This window comes from Amycolatopsis speibonae (assembly GCF_042647925.1).
Lineage (GTDB): Bacteria > Actinomycetota > Actinomycetes > Mycobacteriales > Pseudonocardiaceae > Amycolatopsis > Amycolatopsis speibonae.
Window position 1 is genome coordinate 1 of the sequence record NZ_JBHRWK010000061.1, and the last position, 19,674, is coordinate 19,674.

Sequence of the window (19,674 nt, forward strand, 5' to 3'; positions counted from 1 at the left end):
CACCGGATGCGACGACCGGTGATCCACCACACCCACCCACCAAACACATGATCAACAAACACCATCAAGACCATCCAACAAACACGCCGGTGGATCCAGGCTCAGGGTCCCCAATGCCACATTCGGCTGACGGGGCCCTGCCGGGCATGCCACCGATTGGCTGTAGCCGGGCGACGGCGACGGCTGGCACGCTGGACTCCGGCCAATTCGCCGAAAAGGGGGATCTCCGGTGACACGTCCGCTGGTGCTGGACCCGAGCGGTCACGACATCCACGCCGAGAACGAGCGGCTGCGCGAACGTGGCCCGATCACCCAGGTCGAACTGCCGGGCGGCGTGGTGGCCTGGTCGGTGACGAGCTACGAACTGTTGCGCGGCCTGCTCAACGACCCCCGGGTGTCCAAAGACGCTCGGCAACACTGGCCGGCGCTCGCCGACATCAGCGCGGACTGGCCGTTGCTGGTGTGGGTCTCGGTGCGGAACATGTTCACCGCGTACGGCGCCGACCACAAACGGCTGCGCTCACTCGTGGCGCAGGCGTTCACCGCGCGCCGGATCGCCACCCTGCAGCCCTGGATCACCCGGATCGTGACCGGACTGCTGGACGGCATGGCGGGTTTGCCCGCGGGCAAACCCGTTGACTTGCGGGAGAGTTTCGCCTATCCGGTCCCCATCGAGGTGATCTGCCAGCTGTTCGGGGTACCGGACTCGGCCCGCGCCACGCTACGCAAGGCAGTCGACACCTTCTTCCAGACCTCGGCGAGCCAAGAGACGATGCTGGCCGCGTACCAGGAAATCCATTCGATCTTCACCGAACTCGTCGCCGCCAAGCGGTTGGCCCCAGGCGAAGACCTCACCACCGCGCTCATCGCCGCGCAGAGCCAGGACGACGGCGCCCGGCTGGACGAAACCGAACTGATCGACACCCTGATCCTGTTCATCTCGGCAGGCCACGAAACCACCGTGAACCTCCTCGACCAGGCCATCATCGCGCTGCTGACCCATCCTGACCAGCTCGCCGAGATCCGCTCCGGTCGGATCTCCTGGCCCGACGCGATCGAGGAGACGCTGCGCTGGCAGGCACCGGTGGCGCACCTGCCGCTGCGCTACGCCGTCGAGGACATCCCTGTCGCCGACGTGGTCATCCGGCAGGGCGAGGCGATTCTGGCGGGCTATGCCGCCGCCGGCCGGGACCCGGCACTGCACGGCCAGGACGCCGACGCGTTCGACGTCGCCCGCACCGACAAGTCGCATGTCGCGTTCGGGTTCGGGGTGCACCACTGCCTCGGCGCGCCGCTGGCCCGGATGGAAGCGGCGATCGCCTTGCCCGCCCTGTTCGAACGGTTCCCGGACATGACACTCGCGACCTCCCCGGACGCGCTGCGGCCCCTCGACTCCTTTATTTCCAACGGGCATCGCGTGCTGCCGGTGTTGCTGCACGGACCTCGCCCGCCCGCTGCCTAGCGAGGGGTGTCGCGCCGAAGATTCGGTTGGGCCAAGGCAAACGTGGCCGGACCGGTCATCCCTATTTCCACACACCAGTCACCTGAGTGACACCTCGCGCCCTCATCTTTGCTCGCACCGTTTCCCGACCATGTCCTTGGCCGAGGCGGGCAGCCGAAATCAAACTGGTTGAGCGAAGGACGAGGGCCATGAAACCCTCTCTCCCCTGACCGCTACGACCTACAGGAGCTGTTCTTGACCGCCGAGACAACCCCGGCAATCGATGCCGAGCTGGCAAGGCGACTGGTCGACACACAGTTCCCTCGATGGGCCGAGTTGCCGCTGATTCCGTTCGCCCCGGCAGGGTCGGACCATGTGATCTACCGGCTGGGCGAGGAGCTGTCCGTTCGGCTGCCCCGCCACAGCGGCGCGATCAAGCAGGCGAGGAAGGAAGCCGAGTGGCTGCCCCGGCTCGCCCCGCACCTGCCGCTGACCGTTCCCGTGCCGGTGGAGGTGGGAGAACCGGACTTCGGCTATCCGTGGCCGTGGGCGGTGTCGCGCTGGCTGGACGGCGAGGTGGCGACCGTCGACGCCCTTTCCGGCTCGCACGAGGCCGCCGGTGCGCTGGCCGAGTTCCTGACCGCGCTCCATCGGTTCGACACCGATACGACCGAGGATCTCACCGGCGGGACTCTGGCCGCGCGGGACACGGCGACACGATCCGCCATCGCACAAACCGGCGAAACCTTCGACGCCGAAGCGATGAGCGAGCTGTGGGACGCCGCGCTCGCCGCGCCCGGATGGGACCGTCCACCGGTCTGGTTCCACGGCGATTTCCACACCGGCAACCTGTTGACGACCGGCGGCCGCCTGAGCGCGGTCATCGACTTCGGCGAGCTGGGGATCGGCGATCCGGCTTGCGACCTGATCATCGCCTTCACCCTCATGTCGGCCGAAACACGAGCCACCTTCCGCGCCGCACTCGACGTGGACGACGCCACTTGGAATCGCGGCCGCGGCTGGGCCCTGGCCACCGGTTTGAACGCCTACCTTTCCTACGCCGCCGTCAATCCCCGCGTCGCCGCACAGACTGCCCGCCAGATCACCCAGGCCCTCGTCGGCTGACCATCTCTTGCGAGGGCAAGCGGTTCAGCCGGAATCAGGACGTTCCACGAACAGCGGCAGTGACCTCGACTACCGGCAGGTGGTCACCTTTGTCACCGGACTCGACCTCGGCACGAGCGGGCGTCTCCTCGACGACTTCCGAGAGTTCCTGGTGCTCAAGGCCGACGGAGGAGCCAACCTCGTCTGGTGGGCGCTGATCCTCACCGTGATCCTTGAGCGGGACCATGCGCCTATAGCCGACGAGGACGAACACGTCCTGATTGACGGCCTATGGGACCTGCTCGACGAGGCAGCGGAGCTACTCCACACGTCTCCCGCGGGTGTCATGGATCTTGTCGCGCAACGCAGGCTTCGGCCGATGCGGGCCGGGCACACGCTCATGTTCGCCCGTAGCGACATCGAGCAACTGGCGATCGGCTGAGCATCAGGACCGGTCATCAGTGTGCGGTGAGTCCGCCGTCGACCACGAACTCGGCGCCGGTGACGAACGAGGATTCGTCACCGGCCAGGAAAAGCATCAAGGGAGCAACCTCGGCAGGACGGCCCGCGCGCCGCAAGGGCGTGCGCACGATGTCGGGTTGTTCGTCGCCCTGCTCGTCGAGCAGGCCTTGGATCATCGGGGTGGCGATGACCCCGGGGTGCACCGAGTTGACCCGGACTCCGCGGGTGGCGTATTCGACGGCGGCGGTCTTGGTCAGCAGCCGCACCGCTCCCTTGCTCGCCTGATACGCGGCGGCGGCTCCGCTGCCGACCAGGCCGAGCACCGACGAGGTGTTGACGACCGAGGCGTTGCCGGAGGCACGCAGCAGGGGCATGGCGGTCTTCATCCCGAGCCAGGTGCCGGTCTGGTTGACCGCGACCACCCGGTCCCAGCCGTCCTTCGTGGTCTCCTCGATACCGGGCCAGTCCACGACACCGGCGATGTTGACCAAGACGTCGAGGCGGCCGAAGTGCCGTCTGGCGAGCTCGATCGCCTCGCTCCAGCTCTCCGCCGAGGAGACGTCCAAGCGGACCGCCAGCACATCCGCGCCCCCGGTTTTCAGGCGCGCGGCAAGCTCGTCCGTGGTGTCCTGGGAGAGGTCGGTGACGACCAGACATGCTCCTTCACGGGCGAACAGTTCCGCGGTGGCCTGACCGATGCCGCCGGTCGCACCGGTGATCAACGCGACCTTTCCGTCGAGGCGTCCGCCTTCCCGCGCACGGGTCTCCGGCTCACCGCTCATCGCCGTGCCTGCCCGGCGGCGGACTCGCGATGAAGGACGAGATGCTCGTGGTAGAGCACGCCGCCGCGGATGTCGCCCGTCGCGGTGAAGCCGGTGTCGTCCACATAGTCGAGGTGGGTCCCGGTCACCGTGTAGCGACCGGTGTAGGCGCTGCGCCGTTCGCCGCGCGCTTCGTCGTAACGCCCGTCGGCGCGCAGTTCCTGCCGGATGTGCCCGTCCGCGGTGACCCACATGCCGACCACGTCGATATCGCTCGTCATACCACCAGCGTCGGCGACGGAGACGAGCGTCGGCAGGACGTGCGGTGGCTGGGTGTGCCGCACCCACCCTGCCGGGCGCGCGGCGACCTACCCTGATGCCATGGCCAGTGGTGAGCTGGGCGCGTTCCTGCGAGCGCGCCGCGCACAACGATCTCCCGAAGACGCGGGCGTGCTCTACTCGGGCCGCCGCAAGGTGACCGGGCTGCGCCGCGAAGAGGTCGCCGTGCTCGCCGGGGTGAACGCCGACTACTACACCCGCCTGGAACAGGGACGCGAGACCAATCCGTCGCCGCAGGTGCTCGACGCCCTCTGCCGCGCGCTGGATCTCGACCCCGACGCCCGCGAGCACCTGTACCGGCTGGCCGGCGCCACACCGGGCGACACCCCCACACCGGCGCCCCGGGCCGTGAGCCCAGCACTGCGGCAGCTCATGGACGGCTACCCGCACTCCCCTGCCTTCGTACTCGACCGCATCCTGGACGTACTGGCCACCAACGCCCTCGCCGACGCGTTGTTCTCACCCTTCCGCGCGGTGGACAACCTCGCCCGGATGACCTTCCTCGACCCGGCAGGACGACGGTTCTACGCACGCTGGGACTGGACCGCGCAGGCCACCGTGGCGAACCTGCGAGCGGCCGCGGGCTTTGACCCGCACGACCCCGCTCTGCGGCACCTCGTGGCCGAACTCGACGAAGGCAGCACGCAGTTCCGCACTCTGTGGGAGACCCATCAGGTGCGCGGCAAGACCAGCGAACCCAAACACCTCGTGCACCCCGACGTCGGCCCGCTCACTCTCACCTACCAGGCGTTCGACGTGCGTGGCGCCCCTGGCCAGCAGCTGATCGTCTACCAGGCCGAACCCGCCACGCCCAGCGCCCACGCCCTCGCGCTGTTGAGCAGCCTCCACGCGACCGCGTTACGGGGAGTCCGACGCGAATGACCCATCTCCACCACAGAACGCGCGAGTCTCCCCGCGCGGTCAGCACACCGACGCCTACCGAGACCACCGCGAGCGCCCCGAATCCCCACGGCGGCAGCAGGGTCGCCCCGTCGGGGTGAGTGCTCACCACGAGCCACGTCGAGGCGGCGGCCGCGACCGCGACGTACCGGATCGGCCACGCGACCGCCGCACCGAGCACCAGCGGCCAGGTGAAGTACCAAGGAAACGCCACCGGCGCCAGCACCACCACCGCCAGCAGCGCCAACACCGCTCCTCGCACCGCGGCCGCGCCACCCGCCCGTGAACGCCACCACAGCCACGTCACCAAACCGGCGAGAACGCCCCAGCCGGCGATCCGGCACACCGCGACGGCATCCACGGAGCCGGGCGACATCGCCTGGCCGATCTTCCCGAGCGCGGTCGGGATCGACAGCCAGGGTTCCAGCATCGAATTCCCGCTCAGCGCCCGAATCCAGCCGAGATCGACCCCGGCGACGACGGAGCACAGCCCGAACGTGACGACCACAATGGACACAGCCGCCGCGGACACGAAGAAGAAGCCACGCGGCGAAGCCGGTCGCCGTGCCGCCCAAACCCACACCAGGAACGGCAACGCCACAGCCGCGGGAGCCTTCAGCGCGGCGGCCAGCGCGACCAGCGCGAACCCCACCCCGGGCGCATGGGTGAGCACGAGCGCCGTGCCGGCCGCGAGCAGTCCGGCCATCAGCAAGTCGTTGTGCCCGCCCGAAACCACGCACAGCACCAGCAGCGGATTCGCCGTCGTCATCCACAGCGCGCGTTCCGGCCGGGCACCGAGATGCCGGCACAGGACGGGCAAGGCGGCACAGAGCAACGCCAACCCTGCCGCCATCGCCAGCCGGGTCAGGAAAGCGCCGAGGACCAGGTTCTCGCCGGTCACGGCGAGCACGCTCTTCACGATCAGGAACTGCAGGGGCCCGTACGGCGACGAAATGTACGACCACCCGCCCGCGGCGTTGTCGGTGATCGGGCCGGGAACCTCGGCGGGAACGTGTGTGTACGGGTCGAGACCGGCCTGCGCCACCGCACCCTGCGCGAGGTAGGTGTACAGATCGGTGCTGAACAACGGCGGCGCGCACAGCAGCGGTACACACCACAGCCAGGTCGCCCGCGTGACTTCGCGGGCGCTCGTGCGGCCCGCGCGCGTCGAGTGTCCTAACCGGACCCAAGCCGCCAGCAGCAGGGCGAGACCCAGGTACAGCACAGCGGTGGCGAGCATCCGGGTGTGCCCGGACGGCACGGGATCGGCCCGCAGTGTCGCCCCCGCCCCGAACGCGCCGAGCGAGACCAGCAGGGAACCGGCCAATCCCACGGCGGCCGCGTTCCTCCCGATGAAGATCATGCGGCAGGTCTAACCGGCCGGTGCTCTCGGGCCGTTAAGATCGGCTTTTATCGGTTCTTTATCCGTCCGGCGTTCTACTGTGGATCGTGGGGAATGGTTGATGCGCGTACTCGTGGCCGAAGACGAGCGGATGCTGGCGGACTCCGTCACCGAAGGCCTGCGGCACCTGGGCATGGCGGTGGACGTCTGCTACGACGGCGACGCCGCGCTCGAACGTGTCGCCGTCCACCGGTACGACGTCGTACTGCTCGACCGCGACCTGCCGCTGGTGCACGGCGACGAGGTCTGCCGGAAGATCGCCGAAGGTGACGGGGAGACCCGCGTGCTGATGCTCACGGCCGCGGCGGGCATCCGCGACCGCGTCGACGGGCTCGGCCTCGGCGCGGACGACTACCTCACCAAGCCGTTCGCGTTCGCCGAACTCGTCGCCCGGGTGCACGCGCTGGCCCGGCGGGCCCGCCCGGCGTTGCCGCCGGTGCTCGACAGAGCCGGCGTCGAGCTGGACCCGGCGAGACGGTTCGCTTCCCGTGACGGTCGGCTGTTGTCCCTGTCCCCCAAGGAGTTCGCCGTCCTCGAGGTGCTGTTGCGAGCCGAAGGACGGGTAGTCAGCCCGGAAGAATTGCTGGAGAAGGCATGGGACGAACACGCCGATCCGTTCACGAACACGGTGCGGGTCACGGTGATGACGTTGCGGAAGAAGCTCGGGACTCCGCAGGTGATCCACACCGTATCCGGAGCGGGCTACCGGCTGGCTACCTGAAGCGGGCGCTTGCGTCGATGCGCGGCCGCGTCGAACTGGTTCTCCTCGGCGCGCTGATCGCCCTCGTGCTGCTCGGCTACCCGCTCGCCAAGTCCGCGGGCATGGTGCTCGGGACATTCGTGGACCACGACTTCTGCCCGCGGGGCACCGGCTGCGCCGACACGGTGGGCGGACTCGGGTGGTCTCTGCCGCTCGTCGCGGTGCTCGTGCTCGTGATCCTGCTGCGGCGGCCGGTGGCCTCGTGGGTGCTGCGGCCGCTGCCTGATCTCACCGCCACCGTCGAGCAGCTGGGGCCGCAGAACCTCGGCCAGCGCATGCGCTTGGAACAGACCGACGGCGAAGTGCGGGCGCTGGCCGCCGCGGTGAACAGGATGCTCGACCGGATGGCCGTCGGTTTCGAGGGACAGCGCCGATTCGCGGCGAACGCCTCGCATGAGCTGCGGACGCCGCTCGCTGTGCAACGGACGCTCGCCGAGGTCGCGATGGTCACCGGCGGGGGCGAAGACGTGCGGCGGCTGGCGGCGCAGCTGCTGGTGGTCAACGAGCGCAACGAGCAGCTGATCGAAGGACTGCTCGTGCTGGCCGAGGCGGATCGCGGGCTGCCCGGCACGGTGCCGGTGCGGCTGGACGAACTGGTGGACTCGGTGCTCGCCCGGTTCGACGAGCGGCTGGCCGAACGCGAACTCACCATACGTCGTGAAATCGCCGAACGGACCGTTTCCGGCGAGACCGTCCTGCTGGAGCGGCTGATCGCCAACCTGGTGCACAACGCGATCAAGTACAACCGGCCCGGCGGCTGGATCGAAGTGGCCGTCGGTGGCGAACCCGCCTTGAGCGTGCGCAACTCCGGCGAGCGCGTGCCAGCCGAGTCGGTCGGCTCGCTGTTCCAGCCGTTCCGCAGGCTGACCGCCGACCGTACGAACCACCGCGACGGCGCCGGTCTCGGACTGTCCATAGTGCACTCGATCGCCACCGCGCACGACGGCCGGGTGTCCGCCGTCCCCGGCGAAGACGGCGGCCTGCGGGTGGACGTGATCCTGCCCTGATCCGGCAGGGCCGGGGTCACCGGCCGAAGCAGACCAACGGCATCAGCACTTCGCCACAGGTCGCGTCGGCCAGTGCCCTGGCGGGTACCGTCCCTCGCGCCAGCGCACGATGGTAGGACTCCATGACCTGGACGACAGCGCCGTCGTCGACCCTGGCGACACTGGAGATCACGGTTCTGCTCCCGCTGTAGAGCAACGCCGCGGTGAACCCGAGGATCTCGTCACCGGGGCGGACCACCGCTTGCCCGATGTCGCAGGCGGAAAGGACGACGTGCGCCGGGACGGACTCGAGCAGCTGGACGTCGTAGGCCATCAGCGGGCCGTCGGCGAGGTCGAGCCGGGAAAAGAGCACGTTCTCCTGCTCGTGGTGTCCGTGCGCGGCCAGATGCACCGAATCGTATTCGGCCAGCGCCTTCGACGTCGCCTCGATCGTGGCGTCGTTACCGGCCAGCACTTCCGCGCGGGGATAGACCTTCGCGACGCGCCCCGCCTCGCTCGCGGCGTGTTCGAGGCCGGGACCGGCGACAGCCAGCACCGCCGCGTGGTCCGAAGTCTCGGGCGCGGGCGCCGTGCTGAGGGCGAGCCACGCGGACGGCGACGGTGCGACGGTCACCGGGCGGCCGCGGAGCGGGCCGAGGAGACCCCACGGCACGATCGAGAGCACTCCCGTGGGTACCACCACCACGTCGGCGTCCCCCAGTTCCGGCAGCAGCGGGGTGATCAGCTCCTGGGCGAGCACCCCGACCTGGCGGCGCACCGAAGCCCGGATGACCCGCTCCAGCGCGGGCGGCAGCGTCCGGCCGCAGACCGCGTTCAGATCGCTCTGCAGCCGCATGAGCGCTTCGGACACCACGGTCGCATCGCCGAGGTCGAGCAGCGACGCGCGCCGGCCGTCGATCACCATCGCGCGGAACCTGTCCTTGTCGGCGAGGAATCCGATCAGCACACTGTCCCTTTTGGACAGTTCCTCGCGTACGCCGCGGTAGGTCGCCCTGGATACCTGGAGGGCGGCCCCCTCGGCTTCCCAGCCACGCGCCCTGATCCGGCGCTCCAGTTCGGTGCACCGGCGGCGCGCCTCCGCGGCCGAAGTCCCGTCGAGTTCCGCGGCGCGGATCTCACCGGCGAGCTGGCGCAGTTCGGCGACGGCGTCGGCGGTTTCCCCGTCGGGCCGGTGGACCTGCTGGATCCCGAAGGCCTGGGCTCGCGAGCGCTCGAGCCAGCGGAAGACGACTTCCGGCGAACCTGTCGCCCATGCCGCTGTCAGGCCGGTCTTGGCCAGGTCGCGGCCGAGTGACGCCACACCGGTTCGCAGGTCGAGGCTCCCGAACCCGTTTCGATAGGCCTCCAGCGCTTTCAAACCGGCCCGCGCCTGAGCCAAGGTCGTCCGCCGGTCCCCTGTCGACCACGCGAGCTCGGCCCGGGCGAGGTACCGGAGCAGGCGGTTCGCCAGCGGGCCACCGGGCAGGGCACGATCTTCCAGCGCGGCGCGAGCGGCATCCGGCTCGGCGTGGGCGATGTTCGCCCTCGCCGCCAGGAGTTTCGCCGTCTCCGCGTCGTTGCGGAGCCCCAGCCGCGTGAGCCGGGTGGCGAGTTCCGCCGCGTCCACCGCCACCGGCTTCATCCGGCCACCGGCGGTGAAGTCGGCCCGCAGCAGGGTAAGGGCGGCGACTTCGGCCCAGGTGTCGTTGCCCCGTCGGCGAAATCGGCGTCGCGCTCGGCCCGCCCACCGCCGAGCGCCCGCCAGGTCCCCGGCCGCCAAGGCGGCTCGTGCCCGGGTGAGCTCGGCTTCGGCGTGCTCCTGATCCATCCGGAGCCGCGGGAAGCGGGCGAGCGCGAGATCGAGTTCGGCGGCCGCTTCGCTCGGCAAGCCCGCCGCGAGCAAAGCTCGTCCCTTGTCCACCGCGAGCGGGGCCAGCATGCCCTCGCCGTGTTCCGCGTAGACCTCGGCCGCCGCGCTGAAATCGCGGAGAGCGCCGGGAATGTCCCCGGTGAGCACCTTCGCCTGCCCTCGCCCCTGGAGCGCTTTCGCCAGTGTGCGGGGAAGTCCGTCGACGGCGCCGTGCGCTCTCGCGATTTCGGCGCAAGCGTCGAGATCGGCGAGAGCTAGCCGGACCCGGCCCGCGGTCTGGTGCAGCAGCGCGCGGTTCAGCAGTGCCCTGGCCAGCGCCACCGGCTCGCCGGACCGTCTCAGCAACGGGATGGCCTCGTCGAAGCAGGCGAGCGCGTCGGTCATCCGGCCGACCAGGATCAGGGCCAGCCCGCGCTGCTGACGGAGAGCTCCGCGGTCGCCAGGGGCGAGGGGCATCTCCTCGGCGGCATCCAGCAGCTCGAAGCCGTGGTCGCTGTTGCCGAGCACGACCTCGACACCGCCGAGCGTGCTCAGCACTCTCGCGACGAGGGTGCCGTCGGCGGGCGCGGGCCGATCCAGAAGCCTCAACGCGGCGCGAAGCAGGCGCGCCCCGCGAACGGGATGCCCGCTGTTGGTCGCGTCGATCCCCTTGCGGTGCAGCTCCCGCGCGTGCTCGCCGATATCCTTCGGCGACCGGTGATCCGGCGCCACGACCGGGCCTAGAGTTCCATGGCCGGGGTGCTGATCGTCCGGCATTCCCCCGGCGGCCGGACGATCAGCTGCACCATGCCCCGGCTCACCCTGTCGGCGGCGAAGCGCCCTTCCTCGTCTGAGCTGACCGTGATCGAGCCGGACGACGTCCTGACCTCGACGAGCAGCGCGGACGGCGGCTGGATCCACCCGTCGAGCCGGACCGTGCCGTCGTTGCGGGCGCCGACGCTGACCATGATCGTGAGGCTGCTGCATTCGAAGGTGAGCAGGGTGCTGCGCTCGTCTCCCCTGGCGGCGGGTATCCCTCCGGTCTCGGCCAGCCGGAAGACCTCCAGTTCGACGTCTTCGAGCCCGATGGCGAACTGGATCTGTTCCACGAGGGTCGCCGGTACCGGATCGGCCTCGTCCCACAGCTCGCGTACTTGCCGGAGGAGCGTCCGGTCCAGTTCGTCGATCCACCCGTCGTTGATACCGTTCATCTCCACTCCTCGCCGTGGGAGGTGGTCAGGATCTGTCTGAGCCGGATCAGGCAACGGCTTCGCGTCGGCCCGACACTGCCTCGTTTGATGCCGAGCGCCGAACCGATCTCCTCGTAGTCCGGGCGGTGCACGAAGGCGACGATGCGGAGCAACGTCCGGCACCGTTCGGGCAGCTTGTTCACCGCCGCCCACAGGCGCCGCCGCTGATCGGCGGTGACCGCCTCCTCGTCCGGACGCGGGCCTGGTGCGGACACCGACTCCAGGAAGGCGTCGTCCGGCGGGCTCTCGGCTCTGTGCCGGGTCCGCGCCCGCCAGGTCTCCCGTTTGGTCACCGTGATCAGCCAGGCTGTCAGGCCCGCCGGGCTGTGGATCTCGTGGAGGGAACCGAGAAGGTTCAGCCAGGACGTCTGGACGACGTCGGACGCGCTCTCCCTGTCGATCCCCTGCGCTCTCGCGACGTGCCACAGCAACGGGGTGAGGATCTCGATCAGCCCGTTCAAGGCCTCCCTGTCGCCGTCCTGGGCGGATTTGAGCAGTGCCGCGAGATGTTCGAAATCAAGTGGGCCGGACGACGCGCTCATCGGAGTAGTTCCAAAGCCGCTTCGGCCCTCTTGCGGGTGGCGCCTCGCGTGCAGGCCGCGAGCTGCGATTCCTCCTGCTCCGAGGCCCGGATCAGCGCGTTGAGCACCGCCGAGGCGGCCAGCGGAGCGGCGAAGGAGGTCCCGTCCCAGATCGCGAACCCGCTCGAGAAACAGTCCGGATCGAATCCCATCCGGCCCAGCGCGGGCACGTGGTGATCCGGGGTTTCCGAGCCGTCGATGTCCGTCGGATGAGTGCTCACCACGCAGACGCCGTCAGCCCAGCAGGACACGTAGGCACCTTCGTTGGAGAACAAAGCCTTGCTGCCGTCGGGATTCAGCGCGCCGACACCGACCACGCGCGGCCCCTTTCCCAGCGGGCGGGTGGAAAGCGCCGCGGGGAAGAACTCACGCGTCGTCGCGCTGTTGCCTGCCGCGGCGACGACGACCACGCCGCGTTCGGTCAGCTTGCCGATGACCTCGGCGAGCTGCGAGGTGTACTGCGAGGCCGCGGGCCACTCCTCGAAGTATCCGATGGAGAACGAGATGACGTCGATCATGAGACTCGGGTCGCCGGGCTTCTTCTGCGCCGCACGGACCCGGTCCAGCGCCTTGTGCAGCATGAGCAAGGTGTCCGACAGATAGGCGACACCGTCGGTGTGCACGATCCTGACCGCGAGCACCTTCGCCCGCGGCGCCGCCTGCCGGATGACACCGGCGATGAAGGTGCCGTGGCCGGCGTCCGCGGCGACCTCGCCGATCAGCGCGTCCGTCGTCATCGGCCCGTCGCGATGGTCGGCGAGGAACTCCGTCGGCGCCGTCACCGCCAGCAGCCTCTCGTTCTCGAGGATCGCCGCCTGGATGTCCGGTGCGACGACGATGAACTCGTCGGCGGGCTGCCCTCCTCGCGAGGGGTCGTAGACGTCGAGCCAAGGGTGCGGGCCGGTGCCGGAATCGGGAACCAGCACCGTGGGACGGCGCGGCAGCGAGGGACGCGCCGGCGCGGGTCCGGGCAGGGACACGGGGATCCGTGACCGGACCCCCGCCCGGCCACCGCTGACGCGCCCGCCCAGCGAGGTGACGTCCCACGGAACGCCGGTCAGGCCCACCCCGGTGAACAGGAGATGGTCCAGGGAAAACCGTCGCACGGTGGCCGGATCGAGCGCCGCCCTGCCGCCGGTGGAGGCCGCGCGCAGACGCTGCAGCGCCTCCCACGCGTCGATGGTCCGCGCGGTCACTCCCTTGTCGAGCCCCAAGGCGAGCGCGACCGGCGCACCCGCCGGGCGCGACTCACCGCCGGACGTGACGGCCCGCAGGCCCATCTCCCTGAGGACGGCTTCGATACCGGCGCGGGTGGGGCCGTCGTTCCACGCGTCCGCGGGGATCACGAGGACGTTCGCGCGGTAGACCGCGGGCAAGAACCTGCTCGACCGTTCCGATGGCCACCCGGCGACGACGAGCGCGTCCGCGGGTTTCAGCACCCGCGCGCCGTGACGTTCGAGCAGTTCCGGAGGAACAGGTGGCAGGTAAGCCTCCTCGACGGTGTCCGATACGGGGTATGCGTTCGGGTCGGGCGAGACGAACCTGACCACCATCACGGCCTCCCTCTCACAGCGCTGCGGACCATGTGACTGAGGTCGCGGAAGTGATGGACACGGATACAAAACGGCTATCTCAACCGGGTAACGAAATTCAACCGCCCCCGCTTGAACAGGCACGTTGTGACAACAAATCATCATTCACCGCAACGAATTCGTCGAACCGCCAGGCTTTCCGTTTCGAAAATATTTCGAAGAATCCGGCGCTCGCCTCACAACACTTATCCCTGACCGCCGGTTCTTGAGATCCTTGTCGTGTCTTGCTGTCCGGCGGGACGGGGAGAGGGAGCGGCGATGATCGAGGGGCGGGGTTCGCGGCATCATTTGATCGTGGTGGCCGATGTGGAGGGGTTCGGGGATCGGCGGCGGACGGGACCACATCAGCGTGCGGTGCGCGACGGTCTCTACGACGTCATGGAGACGGCGTTCGCCGCGACGGGGACGGCGTGGGAGAGCTGCTACCGCGAAGACCGTGGAGACGCGCTGTTCGTGCTGGTGCCGGGCGAAGTGGACAAGGCGGCCTTCGTGGAGGCGGCGCTGCCGGTGCTGGTGACCCGGCTACGGGTGCACAACGACACTCACCCGGAAGCGCAGCGGATCCGGTTGCGGGTCGCTTTGCACGCCGGAGAGGTCGGCTACGACGAGCACGGTGTCACGTCGTCGTCCCTGACGCTGACGTTCCGGCTGTGCGACGCGCCGCCGCTGAAGACCGCGCTCGCCACGTCGCCCGGGCTGCTGGCGGTGATCGCGTCGGACTGGCTGTTCGACGACGTCGTCCGCCACACCCCCGGCGCCGCGCCCGCGACCTGGCGGCCGGTACCGGTCGACGTCAAGGAGATCGCGACGACCGGTTGGATCACCCTGCCCGATCACCCCTATCCGGCCGACTCGAGTACCGGGGCAGGGCGTCCGCGCGCGGGTTCGGGGAGGGTGGTGCCCCGGCAGCTTCCGGGGTCCGTACGGGACTTCACGGGGCGGGCCGAGCACCTGTCCGCTCTCGACGCGCTGATCCCGCCTGGCCCCGACCAGCACGACGGGCGGCCGCAGTCGGTGGTGATCACCGCGGTCGACGGCGCCGGCGGCATGGGCAAGACCACCCTCGCGCTGCACTGGGCCCACCGGATCCAGGACCGGTTCCCCGACGGCACCCTGCACGTCAACCTGCGCGGTTACGGCCCCGGAGTCCCCGTCACTCCCGGTGAAGCCCTCAGCGGTTTCCTCCGGGCCTTGGGAGTCGCGGCCCGCGCGATCCCCGCCGACGTCGACGCCCAGGCGGCGCTGCTGCGGTCGCTGCTCGCGGGCAAACGCACGCTGCTCGTCCTCGACAACGCCCACAGCGCCGAGCAGATCCGGCCCCTGCTGCCCGGCACCGCCGGTTGCATGGTGGTGGTCACCAGCCGCGACAGCCTCACCGGCCTCGTCGTCACCGACGCCGCTCACCGCCTCACCCTCGACCTGCTCACCGAACCGGAAGCGCTCGACCTGGTCACCGGCATCCTCGGCGCCGAACGGGCCGCCGCCGAACCGGACGCGATCGGCGAACTGGTCCGGCTGTGCGCGCGCTTGCCGCTGGCGCTGCGGGTCGCGGCCAGCCGGGTAGCCGCCCACTCTTTTTTGACGGTCACCGAGGTCGTCGCCGAACTGGCCGACGACAGCACCCGGCTCGACGTCCTCAGCGACTTCGGTGACGAGCAGGCCGCCGTCCGGGCGGTGTTCGACTGGTCCTACCGGCGACTCCCGCCCGAGCAGGCAAGACTGTTCCGGCGCCTCGGGCTGCATCCCGGACCAGACCTGTCCCTGCCCGCCGCCGCCTCGCTCGCCGGACTTTCCCCCGCCTCTACTCGCCCTCTGCTGGGTGCGTTGGCTGACGCGCATCTGATCGAGCCCACCGCCGGTGGGCGGTACCGGTTTCACGACTTGCTGCGCGCCTATGCCGCCGACCAGGCGCGCCACCACGACTCCGAGGACGATCGGGATCGGGCGCTGGAATCCATGCTGACCTGGTATGCCCACACCGCGCACGCCGCCGACCACCGCCTCTACCCCTTGGCCTCGCCAATCCCTACGACAGCCGAACCCGACCACCCGCACGCCCTCGGTGATCTCGACGAGGCATGGGCCTGGCTCACCACCGAACGCGCCAACATTCTGGCCACGCTCCAGCAGGCCGTCGATCACCGGCTCGACCACCACACCGTCCTCCTCGCCCGCTCCTGTCGATTCCTCGGCTCCGCAGGCAGCCCGCGCGAAGCGATCGACGCCTACGGCGCCGGGATAGCAGCCGCGAACCGCGCAGGCAACCGTGCCCAGGAAGCGATCCTCCGGCTCGGCCGCGGGGAAATAGCCGGCTACCTAGCCTGGTGGGACCAGGTCCAAACCGACCTCCATCTTGCGGCCGCATTGGCCGAGCAAATTGATGACACTCCGCTCCAGGTGTACGGACTCAACGACCATGGCCTGCTGTTGCTCCGACAGGGCAAGTTCGATGAAGCGGTGCGGTGGCTCGACTTGGCGTTGCCACTGAGCCGAGGGCTCGAGACCAGACGCTGGGAGGCTGTCGTGGAAGGAAATCTGAGCGTCGCTCACCTTGGCCTCGGCCGCATCCAGGTCGCGCTCGATCATGCCGAACGTGGCCTGCGCCTACGCCGCCAAGCCGGAGATATCGTCGGCGAAGCGGCAGCACTGACGCACTTGGCACGTGCGTGGCGTCAACTGGGTATTCCTGACACCGCGATCGCTCTGTGCAGGGACGCGATCGCCATCGGCCACAAAACACCCCTCAACCGCGACGAAACCATCGCCGAGCCGCTGGACGTCCTCGCTACCTGCCTTCATCAACTCGGTAACACCCGTGAAGCCATCGCCTGCTGGGAAGAGGCCGTCGCTGTCTACGACGACACCGGCTATCCCAACAGAGCCGCCGAGGTCCGCCAGCGCCTCCACGACGCGTCTTCCAGCCAAGGCGACTGAGACGGAAGCGGTTCCCTGATAGAAACGGTGTCGCACCACGACTCCTGGCTCCGAAAGGGAACACATGCCGGAACTGCGTCAAGCCCGCGTCTCCGACCACGGAAAGATCGTCACCTGCGTACAACAGTGGTGGGGCGACTCACGGACACCCGAGCAGGCTCGCGAACTTTCCCTTCTGCTCCCCAAACTGTTCCTGCAGTTCTTCTCCAGTACGAGCCTGGTCCTGGAGGACGAAACCGGTATCAGGGCTTTCCTTGTCGGCTTCTACGCCACCGACAACGACGCGGAGGCGTACATCCATTTCGTGGGCGTGGACCCGCGGCTTCGTGGACAGGGGACAGCCCGCCGCCTGTACACGACCTTCTTCCAGCGTGCCGCCGAAGCAGGTCGCACGGACGTGCGGGCGATCACCTCGCCGGTCAACAGCGGGTCCATCGCCTTTCACCGCGCCATGAATTTCACTCTCGAAACCGGAGACCGAATGGTCGACGGCCTCCCCGTGCACAGTGACTACGACGGCCCCGGCCACGATCGGGTGTGCTTCCACCGGAAGATCGCCCGCTGACCGCCGCGCTGCAGACCAAGCAGTATCAGCTCCCCTCGACAACGGAAACGGAGTTGACGCCGACGTTGCAGCTGATGTCGTGGTCGATCCGGTACCACTGGTTTTGCGGCGGGTAATGCCAAATCGTGTCGTATGTCCCGCCGAACTTGCAGTCGACCCGCAGCTTCCACTTCGCCGGACCGGGCGCGTTGCACACTCCCCACGCCTGGTAGGTCGAGCTGTAACCGGTGTCGCAGGTCATTCCGTACACCGGCGTGACGAAGCTTGCCTGAGCGGGCAAGGCGGCCGCGACCATGATGCCGCCGGTCAGTGAAGCAGCGGCGGCCATACCGCCGACCCTGCGAACGAGCTTTCGCATGTTCATCCCTTCGTACGGTCGTTATGTCCAATCAGGACACAAAGAGGACTGTATTCCTCCGGCACCTGCCGAGCGGGTTCGAAGAGTTCGCCGAACGGGCCGCGGAGTCCGCCTTTTAGGGCGGCTCGGATTCGTGCGGGAGGAGAGCTCACCAAATAATCAGGAGGTTTGACGGCCGGGTTACGCGATACTGGCCGGGTGATCACGATGCAGCCCGTCCTGGAAGTCCGCGCGACTGACGGCTTCGCCCTCTGGCCGGTCGCCGAGGTCGAATCGTTCGGCCATCTGGCGCTCAGCGGCGAGCTCACGCCCCTGGAGGTCGGGACCGCGATGATGTCCATCGTCGCGGACAACGACATCGACCCCGAACACAACGACCGCCCTCCCCGTCCCTCCGACCCGTTGGAGTCGTTCCTGCACGGCTTGCTCACCTTCGACACGCTCTTCGCCGCAGGAGGGCTGCGGGTGACGGACAGCGCCACAGGCGTGACTCTTCTGCCGGGCTGCTGCAACGGTCTGGAGGACTGGCGCGAGTGGTACCAGGTCCTCGATGGCGGCGGCCATCGGATCGGGTTCGGGCACGATCCCGATCCGATGGCCGAACGTCACGGCGAGACCGTCCGGCTGACCGTCGACGCGGAACAGCGCGACAGTCCGGTGATCGAGCTGCCCGCCGTCGATCTCCGGCGCCTTCTCGGTAAAGCCGAGCGGGACCTCGCCGGTTTCCTTGCGCTGGCAACGGATTGGGCTGGTCAGCACCTGCCCCGCCATGCGGTCTCGGTCGTCGCTGCCCTTGCCCGCATTGTGGTCGTGAGTGATTCGGGTCGTTAGAACGACACTTACCACTCACGACCACCCCGACCGACGCCTCACCGCAGCGCTCACTCCCAGCGCGTGTTGCGAATCCGCACAAAGCCTCGGTCACGACCGCGGCCATGAATGGCTCGGGCTAGAGCCAAAAGCGTCTTGGGCACCTACTGGATTCTGGCCGCGGTTGAGCGCAGGTCCAGTCCGTGAAGGCCTCCTTGCCTACCCTGACGGTAGGGAAGGAGCCCTTCACTACCGTCAGGATCGCCACGTTCGCCCCAGCCGTCACAGCGGCCGCGCGTGAAGGACCCCTTCACGTACTTGGGGAAGACAGGTGACGGCACCGAGCGGGTCGGGGGTGGTCGTGAGTGACGATTCGGGTTATTGAGAAGCAGGTCAAAGGTGTCGTGTTCGGGCGAGATGGGCGATCACTCGTGATCAGAGACGGATCACGCGGGTCACGTCTTCGCTCACCGCGGGTTCAGGCACGACGCCACCTTTGCCTTACCTCTCAAGAGAACCCGAATCGCCACTCACGACCAACCCGACCGACGCCTCACCGCGACACCTGCCAGCGCAGCCATCGCGCCGCAGGGCACGGTTTCCGGCCCGCTTCGTCCCTCACGAAAGCATTAGCCGAAGCGACCAAGCCCTTAGCCGTAGATGGACGCGGCCCATTCCGGGTGGTCGATGAACGGGTTGCGGTTGTGCTGGAACTGGTCGTAGATGACCTGGTTCCGGCGCTGCTCACCCGCGTCGGGCGGGTCCTGCGTGTTCCAGCTCATCAGGACCGAGAGCCGGCCGATGTTGGGTTTGGAGCCGTTGTCGACGGCGTCGTTCGGTTCCAGGTCAGGGAATCCGTCGGTGCCGTCGTAGCGGACGGCCATGTACAGGATCATGCGGGCGACGTCGCCCTTGACCGCGTCCCGCGGCTCGAACGAGTCGTCATCGGTGAGGCTCCCGGGCGCTTCCTCGACGGGCGAGCCGCCGGCGTCGAAGTCCTTGTTCCCGCGGGTGCTGTTGACGGACGCGTCCTCCGCGCGCAGATGGTGCAGGTCGGTGCCGGGCCCGACAGCCGTGCCGAAGTCGCCGTGCGACTTGGCCCAGACGTGCTCACGGTTCCAGTCGTCGACTCCCCCGCCGTTGGCGGTCTTCGCCTGCGAGCGGCCGCTGTAGAGCAGGACGACGTTCGCCGGGTTGGCCGGATCCTCGTCGGTGGCCCTGATCCCGTCCCACACCTGTTCGTAGGTCAGTTTGGTGCCGGTGCCGATGATCCCGTGCAACGCCGTCTTGAGTTCGGCGCCGGTCTTGCCCTCCGCGTCCTTGTAGTAGTCGTCGGCGGCCGTCGCCCCGCCGTCGGCGACGAGTGGTCCCGCGATGGTCGGCGAAGCGAAGGCGATCCCGGCCGCGGCGCCGAGTGCGAGAACCACCGAAAGACGGCGGGTTGGCTGCATGGACAGATCCTCTCCCCAGAGGCGCCGACCCGGATCGTCGTCTGCACAGTCACAACCCTGGCAACGCACTAGTCATGTAGTTGGAAAAATACTGTCACAGGTGTCAAGAGGCGTTACTCCACTTGACGC

The 19,674-nt window shown here is 68.8% G+C and carries 17 protein-coding genes and 1 pseudogene; 9 read left to right on the forward strand and 9 right to left on the reverse strand.

Going from position 1 to position 19,674, the window contains the following annotated elements:
• The first annotated feature begins 229 nt into the window (after window positions 1-229).
• The 3 genes from ACFOSH_RS33150 to ACFOSH_RS33160 all read left to right on the forward strand — a co-directional run bounded on the left by ACFOSH_RS33150 (window position 230) and on the right by ACFOSH_RS33160 (window position 2,987).
• Window positions 230-1,462, forward strand: a complete 1,233-nt coding sequence (locus tag ACFOSH_RS33150) for a cytochrome P450 family protein (protein WP_378243703.1) — start codon at window positions 230-232, stop codon at window positions 1,460-1,462.
• Between the two features lie 234 nt (window positions 1,463-1,696).
• Window positions 1,697-2,566 (forward strand): aminoglycoside phosphotransferase family protein, encoded by an 870-nt coding sequence (locus ACFOSH_RS33155; protein WP_378243705.1) that lies wholly within the window; start codon window positions 1,697-1,699, stop codon window positions 2,564-2,566.
• A gap of 79 nt (window positions 2,567-2,645) precedes the next feature.
• The gene (locus tag ACFOSH_RS33160; RefSeq protein ID WP_378243707.1) at window positions 2,646-2,987 is read left to right on the forward strand and encodes a helix-turn-helix domain-containing protein; all 342 of its coding nucleotides are present in this window, start codon (window positions 2,646-2,648) and stop codon (window positions 2,985-2,987) included.
• 16 nt (window positions 2,988-3,003) lie between these two features.
• Here the strand turns inward: ACFOSH_RS33160 and ACFOSH_RS33165 are convergent, their stop codons facing one another.
• Together ACFOSH_RS33165 and ACFOSH_RS33170 are read right to left on the reverse strand one after the other, a co-directional pair.
• Window positions 3,004-3,789 (reverse strand): SDR family NAD(P)-dependent oxidoreductase, encoded by a 786-nt coding sequence (locus ACFOSH_RS33165; protein ID WP_378243710.1) that lies wholly within the window; start codon window positions 3,787-3,789, stop codon window positions 3,004-3,006.
• Window positions 3,786-4,049, reverse strand: coding sequence for an Atu4866 domain-containing protein (locus tag ACFOSH_RS33170; RefSeq protein WP_378243712.1), 264 nt, complete (start codon window positions 4,047-4,049; stop codon window positions 3,786-3,788). Before ACFOSH_RS33170 ends, ACFOSH_RS33165 begins: the two co-directional genes overlap by 4 nt.
• Before the next feature lie 100 nt (window positions 4,050-4,149).
• Between ACFOSH_RS33170 and ACFOSH_RS33175 the strand changes: the two genes are divergently transcribed.
• Complete coding sequence (locus ACFOSH_RS33175; RefSeq protein ID WP_378243714.1) at window positions 4,150-4,989, forward strand: helix-turn-helix transcriptional regulator; 840 nt, start codon at window positions 4,150-4,152, stop codon at window positions 4,987-4,989.
• Window positions 4,990-5,092: 103 nt separating this feature from the next.
• Here the strand turns inward: ACFOSH_RS33175 and mptB are convergent.
• A pseudogene (gene mptB / locus ACFOSH_RS33180) lies at window positions 5,093-6,370 on the reverse strand (polyprenol phosphomannose-dependent alpha 1,6 mannosyltransferase MptB); the annotation flags it as partial.
• Window positions 6,371-6,470: 100 nt separating this feature from the next.
• Here mptB and ACFOSH_RS33185 point away from each other — a divergent pair.
• Both ACFOSH_RS33185 and ACFOSH_RS33190 read left to right on the forward strand, forming a co-directional pair.
• On the forward strand, window positions 6,471-7,130 hold the full coding sequence (locus ACFOSH_RS33185) for a response regulator transcription factor (RefSeq protein ID WP_378243716.1): 660 nt from the start codon (window positions 6,471-6,473) through the stop codon (window positions 7,128-7,130).
• Window positions 7,131-7,147: 17 nt separating this feature from the next.
• A complete protein-coding gene (locus ACFOSH_RS33190) occupies window positions 7,148-8,176 on the forward strand; it encodes a sensor histidine kinase (RefSeq protein ID WP_378243718.1) in 1,029 nt (342 codons plus the stop codon).
• Window positions 8,177-8,192: 16 nt separating this feature from the next.
• Here the strand turns inward: ACFOSH_RS33190 and ACFOSH_RS33195 are convergent, their stop codons facing one another.
• Genes ACFOSH_RS33195 through ACFOSH_RS33210 form a run of 4 tightly spaced genes read right to left on the reverse strand, consistent with a single transcriptional unit; the run spans window position 8,193 to window position 13,388 of the window.
• Window positions 8,193-10,736, reverse strand: a complete 2,544-nt coding sequence (locus tag ACFOSH_RS33195) for a CHAT domain-containing protein (RefSeq protein WP_378243720.1) — start codon at window positions 10,734-10,736, stop codon at window positions 8,193-8,195.
• An 8-nt stretch (window positions 10,737-10,744) separates the two neighbouring features.
• Window positions 10,745-11,215: a hypothetical protein gene (locus ACFOSH_RS33200; RefSeq protein WP_378243722.1), complete on the reverse strand. Its 471-nt coding sequence runs from the start codon at window positions 11,213-11,215 to the stop codon at window positions 10,745-10,747.
• Window positions 11,212-11,796 (reverse strand): RNA polymerase sigma factor, encoded by a 585-nt coding sequence (locus ACFOSH_RS33205; RefSeq protein ID WP_378243724.1) that lies wholly within the window; start codon window positions 11,794-11,796, stop codon window positions 11,212-11,214. Before ACFOSH_RS33205 ends, ACFOSH_RS33200 begins: the two co-directional genes overlap by 4 nt.
• A complete protein-coding gene (locus tag ACFOSH_RS33210; RefSeq protein ID WP_378243726.1) occupies window positions 11,793-13,388 on the reverse strand; it encodes a S8 family peptidase in 1,596 nt (531 codons plus the stop codon). The genes ACFOSH_RS33205 and ACFOSH_RS33210 overlap by 4 nt, the downstream gene beginning before the upstream one ends.
• 297 nt (window positions 13,389-13,685) lie before the next feature.
• Here ACFOSH_RS33210 and ACFOSH_RS33215 point away from each other — a divergent pair, with 297 nt between their 5' ends.
• Window positions 13,686-16,361 (forward strand): ATP-binding protein, encoded by a 2,676-nt coding sequence (locus ACFOSH_RS33215; protein ID WP_378243727.1) that lies wholly within the window; start codon window positions 13,686-13,688, stop codon window positions 16,359-16,361.
• 64 nt (window positions 16,362-16,425) lie between these two features.
• Window positions 16,426-16,926, forward strand: a complete 501-nt coding sequence (locus ACFOSH_RS33220; RefSeq protein ID WP_378243728.1) for a GNAT family N-acetyltransferase — start codon at window positions 16,426-16,428, stop codon at window positions 16,924-16,926.
• Between the two features lie 25 nt (window positions 16,927-16,951).
• Here the strand turns inward: ACFOSH_RS33220 and ACFOSH_RS33225 are convergent, their stop codons facing one another.
• Complete coding sequence (locus ACFOSH_RS33225; RefSeq protein ID WP_378243729.1) at window positions 16,952-17,284, reverse strand: hypothetical protein; 333 nt, start codon at window positions 17,282-17,284, stop codon at window positions 16,952-16,954.
• Between the two features lie 207 nt (window positions 17,285-17,491).
• Between ACFOSH_RS33225 and ACFOSH_RS33230 the strand changes: the two genes are divergently transcribed.
• Entirely contained in the window at window positions 17,492-18,115 is a 624-nt protein-coding gene (locus ACFOSH_RS33230; protein ID WP_378243753.1) for a hypothetical protein, read from the forward strand.
• A gap of 629 nt (window positions 18,116-18,744) precedes the next feature.
• On the opposite strand, the gene ACFOSH_RS33235 is transcribed toward ACFOSH_RS33230, so the two are convergent.
• Window positions 18,745-19,545 (reverse strand): endonuclease I family protein, encoded by an 801-nt coding sequence (locus ACFOSH_RS33235; protein ID WP_378243731.1) that lies wholly within the window; start codon window positions 19,543-19,545, stop codon window positions 18,745-18,747.
• Window positions 19,546-19,674 lie beyond the last annotated feature (129 nt).